The organism is Mesorhizobium sp. WSM4816 (genome assembly GCF_055811535.1).
Map to the genome: position 1 here is coordinate 30,689 of NZ_JBVVQR010000048.1, position 9,007 is coordinate 39,695.

Annotated in this window: 13 protein-coding genes; 7 read left to right on the top strand and 6 right to left on the bottom strand. The window is 59.1% G+C overall.

Annotated elements, in window-relative coordinates:
• Positions 1–360: 360 nt before the first annotated feature.
• Both AC0L3H_RS29980 and AC0L3H_RS29985 read left to right on the top strand, forming a co-directional pair.
• Positions 361–858, top strand: a complete 498-nt coding sequence (locus AC0L3H_RS29980) for a MarR family winged helix-turn-helix transcriptional regulator (protein ID WP_473492408.1) — start codon at positions 361–363, stop codon at positions 856–858.
• Positions 859–959: 101 nt separating this feature from the next.
• Positions 960–1,349, top strand: a complete 390-nt coding sequence (locus AC0L3H_RS29985) for a YkvA family protein (RefSeq protein WP_287174243.1) — start codon at positions 960–962, stop codon at positions 1,347–1,349.
• Between the two features lie 38 nt (positions 1,350–1,387).
• Here AC0L3H_RS29985 and AC0L3H_RS29990 read toward each other — a convergent pair whose 3' ends face one another.
• Entirely contained in the window at positions 1,388–2,614 is a 1,227-nt protein-coding gene (locus AC0L3H_RS29990; RefSeq protein ID WP_473492407.1) for an anion transporter, read from the bottom strand.
• A gap of 455 nt (positions 2,615–3,069) precedes the next feature.
• Between AC0L3H_RS29990 and AC0L3H_RS29995 the strand changes: the two genes are divergently transcribed.
• Both AC0L3H_RS29995 and AC0L3H_RS30000 read left to right on the top strand, forming a co-directional pair.
• A complete protein-coding gene (locus AC0L3H_RS29995; protein ID WP_473587888.1) occupies positions 3,070–3,759 on the top strand; it encodes an NRAMP family divalent metal transporter in 690 nt (229 codons plus the stop codon).
• On the top strand, positions 3,663–4,358 hold the full coding sequence (locus AC0L3H_RS30000; protein ID WP_473587889.1) for an NRAMP family divalent metal transporter: 696 nt from the start codon (positions 3,663–3,665) through the stop codon (positions 4,356–4,358). Before AC0L3H_RS29995 ends, AC0L3H_RS30000 begins: the two co-directional genes overlap by 97 nt.
• Positions 4,359–4,674: 316 nt before the next feature.
• Here AC0L3H_RS30000 and AC0L3H_RS30005 read toward each other — a convergent pair whose 3' ends face one another.
• Positions 4,675–4,875 carry a hypothetical protein gene (locus AC0L3H_RS30005; protein ID WP_023800633.1) on the bottom strand — a complete coding sequence of 67 codons (201 nt, stop codon included), beginning with the start codon at positions 4,873–4,875 and terminating at the stop codon, positions 4,675–4,677.
• Positions 4,876–4,943: 68 nt separating this feature from the next.
• On the bottom strand, positions 4,944–5,243 hold the full coding sequence (locus AC0L3H_RS30010; protein ID WP_023800634.1) for a DUF1236 domain-containing protein: 300 nt from the start codon (positions 5,241–5,243) through the stop codon (positions 4,944–4,946).
• 550 nt (positions 5,244–5,793) lie between these two features.
• Between AC0L3H_RS30010 and AC0L3H_RS30015 the strand changes: the two genes are divergently transcribed.
• Positions 5,794–6,216: a YidB family protein gene (locus AC0L3H_RS30015; RefSeq protein ID WP_128185518.1), complete on the top strand. Its 423-nt coding sequence runs from the start codon at positions 5,794–5,796 to the stop codon at positions 6,214–6,216.
• A gap of 178 nt (positions 6,217–6,394) precedes the next feature.
• On the opposite strand, the gene AC0L3H_RS30020 is transcribed toward AC0L3H_RS30015, so the two are convergent.
• From AC0L3H_RS30020 to AC0L3H_RS30030, 3 genes are read right to left on the bottom strand one after another with little or no spacing between them, the layout of a single operon-like run.
• On the bottom strand, positions 6,395–7,522 hold the full coding sequence (locus tag AC0L3H_RS30020; RefSeq protein WP_473587890.1) for a tyrosine-type recombinase/integrase: 1,128 nt from the start codon (positions 7,520–7,522) through the stop codon (positions 6,395–6,397).
• Positions 7,408–7,722, bottom strand: coding sequence for a helix-turn-helix domain-containing protein (locus tag AC0L3H_RS30025; protein WP_473587891.1), 315 nt, complete (start codon positions 7,720–7,722; stop codon positions 7,408–7,410). Before AC0L3H_RS30025 ends, AC0L3H_RS30020 begins: the two co-directional genes overlap by 115 nt.
• Positions 7,712–7,891, bottom strand: coding sequence for an Arc family DNA-binding protein (locus tag AC0L3H_RS30030; RefSeq protein WP_473587892.1), 180 nt, complete (start codon positions 7,889–7,891; stop codon positions 7,712–7,714). The genes AC0L3H_RS30025 and AC0L3H_RS30030 overlap by 11 nt, the downstream gene beginning before the upstream one ends.
• An 88-nt stretch (positions 7,892–7,979) precedes the next feature.
• On the opposite strand from AC0L3H_RS30030, the gene AC0L3H_RS30035 reads away from it, so the two are divergent.
• Together AC0L3H_RS30035 and AC0L3H_RS30040 are read left to right on the top strand one after the other, a co-directional pair.
• Positions 7,980–8,282: an Arc family DNA-binding protein gene (locus tag AC0L3H_RS30035; RefSeq protein WP_473587893.1), complete on the top strand. Its 303-nt coding sequence runs from the start codon at positions 7,980–7,982 to the stop codon at positions 8,280–8,282.
• A gap of 120 nt (positions 8,283–8,402) precedes the next feature.
• The coding region (locus AC0L3H_RS30040; RefSeq protein WP_473587894.1) for a hypothetical protein at positions 8,403–9,007 on the top strand (605 nt) is incomplete at its 3' end.

Sequence of the window (9,007 nt, forward strand, 5' to 3'; positions counted from 1 at the left end):
CCCTTCTCACGGCGCACGCGTTCTACTATTTCTCCCGCTCCCACCCAAATATCAACGCCCGTCTCACGGTCAAGTCGCCCTCCCCATGCCCGCGGACCCCGCCCTGCGCGCGCGCAGGGCGGTCGGGCGGCGTCAGGCCGCCTGGTAGCGAGGCGCCGGCTCGCCGGTCTGCGTCGCGGCGAACGACATGGGTTATCTCCTGAACGTTGAGGGCTCAAATGTTGAGCGCTCAACCAACTAGCCAAATCTGCGCCCCTTTGCAATGCTTCAGCCCTCAACTATTTTGTAAGGATGAAAAAAACAGTCGAATCGTTCACATCGCTAAAAGGTCGGGGCGAGCCAGACGCGGAAGCGCCCGGCATGCCGAACGATTTCGTCTGCATCAATTCGTCGCTGCGCCGTGCGGCGCGGCGGCTTGGCCAGTTGTATGACGTGGCGTTGGTCCCAACCGGGCTGACGTCAACGCAAACCCTTCTGCTCGGCCAGATCGATCGGCTCGCGGCCGCTTACGGCGATGACGGGCCGACGCTGCAGGTCCTCGCCGGCCGCCTAGCGATCCAGATCTCAGCGCTGACGCATGCCCTGCGGCCGCTTGTGCGCGACGGTCTAGTCGAGGTCCGCCACGATATCCACGACCGGCGAACCAAGCATGCTGTGCTGACGCCGCTCGGCAAGGCGCGATACCAGCAGGCATATGTCGTGTGGGTCGAGGCCAACCGGCGCGTCGAGGCGATTTTGGGGGCGGCCGCGGCCGAAAAGCTGAGGAGCCTCGCCGACGATGTCGCCTCGCAGGACTTTCTCGACGCCTATGTTTCGGGCGCGAAGCCGCCGAGCAGCACCGAATCGTCGGAGTGTTAAAGCGCCGCGCGCCCTTTGGGACGCGCTATGGACGGTCTGATTTTGCGCGACCAGCAACCGCTCGGATGCAGGCGGACGACAATCTGTGCTAAGATAACGCTATGAAAGCCTGGCTGGAAGCCGCAAAGCGCCGGGCGCGCGATATCAAGCTCGATGTCGTCGCCCTGTGGTTCGCTGCACGCGATCGTCGGGTGCCCTGGTTTGCGAAGTTCGTTGCCGGGATCGTGGCCGCCTATGCGCTTTCCCCCATCGACCTCATCCCCGACTTCATTCCGGTGCTCGGCTATATCGACGATCTGATCATCGTTCCGCTCGGCGTAGTCCTGGCCATAAGGCTTGTTCCGCCGTCGCTGATGGCCGAATTTAGGGCGCGGGCTGCCGCGCTCGAAAAACAGCCGCAAAGCAGGATGGGGATGTTCATTGTCGTGGCGCTCTGGCTGGCTCTGGCAGCTTTGCTGATCTGGGCGTTCTGGCCCACGCACGCCAAATAGTCCGACCAGGCCTGCACCTGGAGCAGCCTTGCCTGCTGCTAAAACCCAAGTGCCAGCCATGCCGTCCCGGCAAGCAGCGTGACCAGCGTCAGCGGTAGGCCGACCTTGAAGAAGGCGGCGAACGACAGTGGTGTGCCGGAGACCCGCGCGTACTCGGCGACGATCAGATTGGCGACTGAACCGAGCAGCGTGAAATTGCCGGCCAGCGTCGAGCTCATGGCGACGACCAGCCAGGCTCGCTCGGGGTCTTCCAGGCCGGGTATGAACGGCCGCAGCGCCAGCACGGCCGGAACATTGCTCATGATGTTGGACAGCACCGCGGTGAAGCCGGACAGCCGCCAGACGTCGTCCAGCCCGAGGCCTTTTGCCGAGGCTATGATGTCGGGCGTGAGCAGCGTCTTCTCGGCGCCGGCGACGACGATGAACAGGCCGGCGAACATGAACAGCAACGGCCCGTCGATCTCGCGGTAGATGCGCGCCGGCTTTATGGCACGGGTCACGAGAAGAATGGCCCCGCCGATGAGCGCCGCCTTGGCGACCGGAACGCCGGCAAAGAAGGCGATCGCCAGTCCGATGCAGACCACCACCGCCTTGAGTACCTGGCCCGGCAACATGCGGCCGCGATAGACTTCGGGGCTGACTTCGGCCTTGCGCGCGAACTCGGCGCGATAGACGATGCGCACGATGACGACGACGGCGACGAGGCCGAACAGCGCGACCGGCGCCAGGGCCGCCGAAAAGGCCGGATAGGAAATCCCCGACAGCGCGCCGATGACCATATTCTGTGGGTTGCCGGTGATGGTGGCGACACTGGCGCAATTCGACGCCGTAGCGGTGGCGATCAGATAGGGGACAGGGTTTCGGTTGATGACGCGGGTGACGTGGACGACGATCGGCGCCATGACCAGGCAGATCGCGTCGTTGACCAGGAACGCCGACAGCACCCCGGTCAGCAGCGTCACCATCACAAGCAGCATGAACGGCGCATGCGCATGCTCGATGGCAATGGCGCCGAGCGCACGAAAGGCGCCCGAGACTTTCAGATGCGCCACGACGATCATCATGCCGAGCAACAGCGTGATCGTGTCGAAACTGATGGCGCGGTATGCGTCCTCCAGGCTGAGTGCGCCGATGGCGATCATCGCCGCACCGCCGAGCAGCGCGATGCCTGCCCGGTCGAGGCGCAAGCCGGGGAACCTGCCGACGGCGACGCCGGCATAGGTCAGGATCAGGATCAGCAGTGCCGCCGCGCCCATCAAAGTCATTCGTGGAAAAGCCCCGATCAGATCCGCCCTGTCCCAGGCCCTAAGGGCAGCCGGCGCAAGCTGTGATTCCTGCCGCCATACTCACCCGAACTCAATCCGATCGAGCGAGCCTTTTGGCAATATCAAAGATTGATGTGACGCGCACGGCGTCGAACCATTGGCGCACATCGGCCAACAGACAATCACACCGGCAGAATATCTCGTAAAACGTTGGGTAGGGTTCCGTCAAAAGATGAAAGGTTTGGAAGAGGCCCAAGCTCATCGAAATCGTGGGCTCTATCATGCCCTGAACACTCGGCTGACGCGGGGAACAAGCAGCCGATTGCGGAGTTGGAACGGCGGTAGAGGTTTGCCGGTATGAGACCCACTCCCGTGCTGCAGTACATTTATAGGATAATTGCTCGCGACGTTTTTCTCGTGCTTGCGCGTGACGCTCTTTGCGCGGCGTGGCCGCAATGACGCAGCGCGATCGTAACGCCACTTCACCACGGGAAGACAAGAAGGACGGCATAGGGCGAGCACTTGGACTCGGCCTTATCACCGGCGCCGCCGACGACGATTGCTCGGCGATCGGCACCTATGCAAGTGCCGGCGCGCGCTTTGGCCCGGACCTGCTTTGGACCGCTCCTGTAACGCTGCCGATGATGTACACGGTCGTGTATCTCTCGTCGAAGCTTGGACAGGTTTCGGGCCGCGGCCTCTTTCATGCGATCAAGGACTTCTATCCCCGATGGCTGCTCTGGGCTGTCCTGGTGGGCGTGCTGATCGGCAACACGATCGAAGCAGCCGCCGATCTCGGCGGCATGGCTGCATCCATCAACATCTTCCTTCCTGTTCCGATCTCCCTCATTGTGATTTCAGTCGCGGCCGCGATCTTTGCTCTCCAGCTTTGGGGCTCTTACACGCTCATACGCAACATCTTCCGCTGGCTCGCGCTGGCCCTGCTTGCCTATGTCGGCTCGGCCATCATGGCGAAGCCGGATGCGGCAGCCGTGCTGTGGGGAACCCTTGTTCCGAAGATCCAGTTCAGCCGCGAGTTCCTGTCCTGGTGGCCATCATCGGCACCACCCTTTCAGCCTATCTCTACACCTGGCAGTCGAATGAGGAGGTGGAGGAAGAGATTGCCGAGGGGAGAACGACGCTGAGGAAGCGCAAGGGCGCCACCGACGGTGAACTGCGCCGCTCCCGCCGCGATATCCTGATCGGCATGATTTTTTCCAACCTCATCATGTACTTCATCATCCTGTCGACAGGGTCTACGCTCTATGAAGCCGGCGAGCACGACGTCGAGACCGCCGCTCAAGCAGCCGAAGCTCTCAAGCCGCTCGCTGGTGCAGCCGCTGGCGTACTGTTCGCGGCCGGCGTGATCGGGGTCGGGTTCCTTGCCGTTCCGGTCATGACGACAGGTGCGGCATACGATCTGGCGCAGGCGGTTGGATGGGAGCACAGCCTTCATGCCAAGCCGCGTGAGGCGCCAAAGTTCTATATCGCTATCGGCGCCTTCACGCTGATTGCTGTTGGCCTGAATTTCCTGGGTTTCAACCCAATGAAGGCGCTCGTCTGGTCCGGTATCGTGCAGGGCTTTTCCACGCCGCCACTGCTTCTTCTTATCATGCTGATGACGAACAACCGGCGGATCATGGGAGACAAGGTCAACAGCCGGACAACCAACGCCCTGGGATGGGCTACTACGATCGCAATCTTTTCCGCCTCTTTGGGGCTGGTGGCGACCTGGTTTATCTAGGTCACCATGACTCGCGCTCATGCCCGGCAATTCGAGCTCACTTTCAATGAAGGAGTTGGCAATGAAGGAGTTGGTCTGCACATCTGCCGCAGCTACCGCGCTCCCGGCGGCATGGCCAAGTGCGCGTGCTTGTGGAAGATCGCAATCTTGTCGGGATAGGTAATCCGGATCTCGCGTCCGCATCCCTCGCACTTGTAATGGGAAACGACCTGAAACCAGCTGCCGTTCTTGATGACGGTGAAGTTGCACTGCGGGCATTGGAAAGTCAGGCCAACAGAGAATAGGCTGGGAGACAGGGACATTGCAGCACTTCTTGTCAGTCCGGCGGATCGACGACGAAGGATGCGGCAATCAAATCGTCGGCATCGATTCTACCCTTGCCGTCCTCCAGGACTGCTGCGACCTTTCGAAAGGTCTTCAGTTCGTTTTCGGTAATCCGGGCGCCGCGCATCCTCTCAGCGAGGTCAGCCACGCGTATTCGCAGCGCCTGCGACGCTCCAATCTCACGGTTCGACATGGTGATCACATTCCTCGTCGCTCGACTTCCCGCCGCACCTTTCGGCACGGCGGGTCCAGTCGCTTAGCTCATTCGATGACTTTGATGATCTTGCGCGTGCCCGGGTCAACCACAACGGTCCGGTTGTCGACCACCACGTAACGGTATTTTGTGTCGGGGACTTCATGAAGTTCGACGGTTTCGGGCAAGGTTGAGCCGATATTGAGCTCCACTCCAGGGATTTTCACCGATGCCAGCGGCTGCTTTTTGACATATTCCCTGATGACGGTCTCCTGTTCAGGCTCGATGACTACGTCCTGAGCGGCAGCGGCGCCGATACCGGCCAGCAACAGAAACCCAGCGGCTGCAGTGGAAAGACGCATACTCATAAGTGCCTCCTTGATGTGAGCTCTCTTGCGCTGAACGGCATCGTCTTCGCGCCAGGCTCACCAAACCTCAGGCAGCCGCAAACGTTCCTTGGTTGGGCTTCGGTCTGATTCGAGACGGGACCTAAGTCTCACCTGTTTTTGCGTAGTAGCCCGGACACCGCGCTACCCGGAACTGCGGCTGCTCGTAGCAGTTGCTAGCTGTGAGCTCACGCAAGGAGCCAATGGAAAATGGCGTCCACCAAGCCCGCTGGTTACTCGCTGCAGTCTTCGCCGTATCGATCACGTTCCTGGCGATAGGAATCATTGTTAGCTAGAGGCACCCGATTTGAGATCCGCGCAGCTAAGTCCCTTCCTGCGCTGATAAGCGACCACCCGCCATTTCCCGATTTGGCGGGTGGTCCGCAATCCTGCTGACCAAGTCCGCCCGCGCGAGGCCTGTCCGGGAAGCCCCATCGCCCTTAACCGAACTGAAAACCAGCCCGGCAGCAAATAACCGTGGAACCTTTCAAAGCCGCATGCCTTGTCCGTTCTCCATGGAAGGAGGTGCGAAATGAGCCTTGACATAGGAAAAGTCGCCATAGCCCTGCTTGGCCTGCTTGCCTACAAGAATAAGGATAAGATCGGCGAGTTAATCGCCGGCAGGAACTCGACAGATGCCAAAAACGCTGGCTCCACCGGCGGGCTCGGGGACATCCTGGAGCGTCTCAGGAATGCGGGTGCGGGCGATCAAGTCGATTCCTGGGTTGGTACAGGATCGAATCGCCCCGTTCCGCGCGACCAAGTCGAGAAAGCGATCGACCCGCAAACGTTGAGCGATCTGGCGGAGCAAACCGGTTTGTCCCGCGAGGAACTTCTCGACCGGCTCACAAGTGAACTGCCCGACGCGGTGGACAAGCTTACTCCCGACGGCCAGATGCCTGTGAGCAAAGGGCCAAATCTCCTCGACGAGGCACCTGGAGCCAGTCGCACTTAGCACCAGGCTGAAAAATGAAAGCCCGCGCCTCCTGGCGAGGACGCGGGCCGATCAGCGTCGATCCAATGAGTCCGGAATGGACAACGAAAATGCTGGCGATCCCGACAGGATTCGAACCTGTGACCATCGGCTTAGAAGGCCGGAGGTCTGAAATCAATTTCACTAACAGGTTCATAGGCTAAGCGACCTTCTTTTTCGCATTCCGGGACTTTTTCCGGGATTTTGCGACTGTCTCCATCGCGTTCGCCACTTCGCTGTCCAGCACGTGAGCGTATTTGTCGGTGACGGAAATCGAACTGTGATTGAGCAAGACCTTCGCGATTTTCAGGTTTCCGGTTGCGCGGACGATCTTGGTCGCGGCGTCATGCCGGACATCGTGAATACGTATGTCGGTGAGCGCCTTTGCCTTTTTCAGCCGCCCCCAATGGCTTTGGATGCCCGAGTAGGTCAGGGGGTAACGCTGACCGCGCACTATCTTCATGCGCGGCACTGTGCGCTTGGCAACGTAGGTGAAGACGTAATCCGGGTGATGCCCAATCATCGGTTGCAGGATGGCGCGGATGGTTGGGGTGATCTGTGTCACTACCCACTTGTTGCCCTTACCCTTCACCCGGATTTGCCCGGTCTTGAAGTTGACAGAGGTCCACCGGAGAAGCGTTTCGCCAAGCCGCAAGCTGCTGTTATGGGCGAACTCAAACCACGGCAGATAGTCGGGCCGAACCCCAGCGTAAAGCGTGTCTTCCTCCGCTTGCGTGAACTCGCGAACGCGCTCCGGCTCCTCTTGCTGTAGGTGTCCACGCCAGTCCGGTTCGTTCGGCAGCGGCATCTTCCACGTCCGCCTAGACCGCTGGAACAGCCGTTTGAGGACTGCCACTTCCCGGTTGATCGTCGCACCTGACACCTTGCCCACCGGGGAGCCGTCCTTGAACTCCTTCCGGCCCCACCGGGTTTCTGTGCGGCGGGTGGCGATGTAGGTGGCCACGTGGCTGTCTGTGATGGCATCCATGCGGGTGTCCCCGCCAATGACCTTGATGAGCCGCTGCAACGCGCGGTAGCTGTCCCCTTCCGACGCTTTGCCCTGCATGACTTCCGTCATGTAGCGCCCCGCCGCAAGGCTAAGCGTCATCGGTCCATTGCCGTGTTGCTTCTTCGTCGCAAGATCGGTGCGGGCGTTCTCCCGCCACTGCCGTTCTATAGCTTCTGCTTCTTTTTTGTTCCCGGTTTTTGAAGAGCCTCGAAAGGGATGACCGTCGATATGGAATTCGATTTGATAGAAGGGGCTTTTGGGGTGTTTGAAGACTGACACTTGGGAACCTCACGCACTTTCTGGTTTTCGATGAACGTCCGGATATTTTTGCTGGTGAACATTCGGCGCTTGCGCATCTTTCCTCCGCCGACGACGATTGATCGAATGCGGCCAAGATCGACATGCCCCCTCAAAGTCTTGAGGGAGACGCCAAGGATTTCGGCAGTCTGTTGGGGCGTGTAGAGGTGTTCAAGCAGCATCGCTCGTCCCCTTCAACGCGCCTGCCTCATCGGCCTGCCTTGCTGCTTTCAGGATTTGGACGATCTCCCAATTCATTGTTCGTTCGTTGCTGGCGGCGCGGGACTTGATCCAATCCTTGATCTCCGGTGGTATGCGGAAAATGATCTTTGGGTGTTCCGTCACGAGCATGGTATTTACCTCAAAGCGTTGTTGTATGGCTTGGTGCCATATGTGAATATGGCTGCTTTGAGGGTGGCTGTCAAATCATGGGGGATGCATGGCCGCCGGAACGACGCAGAGACAGGACAAGTTCATCATCCGCTTGCCGGACGGCATGCGGGACCAAATCAATGAAGCGGCGAAGATTAACGGCAGGACAATGACCGCCGAAATCGTCACCCGTCTTAGGATGTCATTTGAGACGGAAGGGAAGTCGCCTTCAAGTGAACCCGCGCGGCCCCTCGAAGAAGAAGTTGCGGAGTTGAAATCCCAGCTTAAGACTTTGACACGACGAATGAACGACCTTGACACGCGGACGCAACATCTGCTGCCCCGTCGCAAAAATGACCGATCTTCGTAGGTAGATTTTTCAGTCTACAGTTGGATCGCCCGAAGCCAGCTAAAGAGGGTCTCTTGTGAGCTTGGTAAAACTCCTCCAAAGTGTGGCGGTTCGTGGGGACTTTTTTTGGGGGGTGTTTTAATGGCGACCGAATTCAACTTGCCGGGTTCCTCATTTGAGGAAGTACAGAAGATACTGCGCGGATACAGCAGCGCTCCTGAACAAGCTTCGCTCGACAATCTTTCAAAGCTAGTCGGTCTTCATAAGACGATCATCAGCAGAAACAACAAGTTCCTGACTGACATCGGGTTGATCAACGGGGGCATGAAGAAAACTGCAACCGAACTCGGGAAAAAACTTGGTCGCGCCCTTGACCACAAACAAACCGAAGACGCCCAAAACTACTGGAAAGAGGCTGTCCAGACGAATGAAAAAGTCTCGGGGCTAGTGACAACCGTTCGCATCAAAGGCGGGATGTCCGAAAAGGACTTCTCAACCCATGTTCTTTACGTTTCGGGCCAAAACAACAACTCTGGAAATAAGACGGGTGCTCGCTGCGTCGTTGACGTTCTTATGGCAGCAAGGCTGCTTGTGGAGGAGAACGGCAAACTAGTCGTATCCGCCGCTCCTACGATAGACCCTCCCGTCGAAGTCGATTTGTCAGCTCCTAGGAGGGCTTTGCACGGGGGCCGAAGTTTGGCGCAGATGGCGCATGGGGCGTTTTTTGAAACGCAATCAGGCGACAT

Bases quoted from the DNA above. Each gene is read 5' to 3' on its own strand.
- AC0L3H_RS29980 (WP_473492408.1), top strand. From the start codon at position 361: ATGCCGAACGATTTCGTCTGCATCAATTCGTCGCTGCGCCGTGCGGCG.
- AC0L3H_RS29985 (WP_287174243.1), top strand. From the start codon at position 960: ATGAAAGCCTGGCTGGAAGCCGCAAAGCGCCGGGCGCGCGATATCAAG.
- AC0L3H_RS29990 (WP_473492407.1), bottom strand. From the start codon at position 2,614: ATGACTTTGATGGGCGCGGCGGCACTGCTGATCCTGATCCTGACCTAT.
- AC0L3H_RS29995 (WP_473587888.1), top strand. From the start codon at position 3,070: ATGACGCAGCGCGATCGTAACGCCACTTCACCACGGGAAGACAAGAAG.
- AC0L3H_RS30005 (WP_023800633.1), bottom strand. From the start codon at position 4,875: ATGTCGAACCGTGAGATTGGAGCGTCGCAGGCGCTGCGAATACGCGTG.
- AC0L3H_RS30010 (WP_023800634.1), bottom strand. From the start codon at position 5,243: ATGAGTATGCGTCTTTCCACTGCAGCCGCTGGGTTTCTGTTGCTGGCC.
- AC0L3H_RS30015 (WP_128185518.1), top strand. From the start codon at position 5,794: ATGAGCCTTGACATAGGAAAAGTCGCCATAGCCCTGCTTGGCCTGCTT.
- AC0L3H_RS30025 (WP_473587891.1), bottom strand. From the start codon at position 7,722: ATGCTGCTTGAACACCTCTACACGCCCCAACAGACTGCCGAAATCCTT.
- AC0L3H_RS30030 (WP_473587892.1), bottom strand. From the start codon at position 7,891: ATGCTCGTGACGGAACACCCAAAGATCATTTTCCGCATACCACCGGAG.
- AC0L3H_RS30035 (WP_473587893.1), top strand. From the start codon at position 7,980: ATGGCCGCCGGAACGACGCAGAGACAGGACAAGTTCATCATCCGCTTG.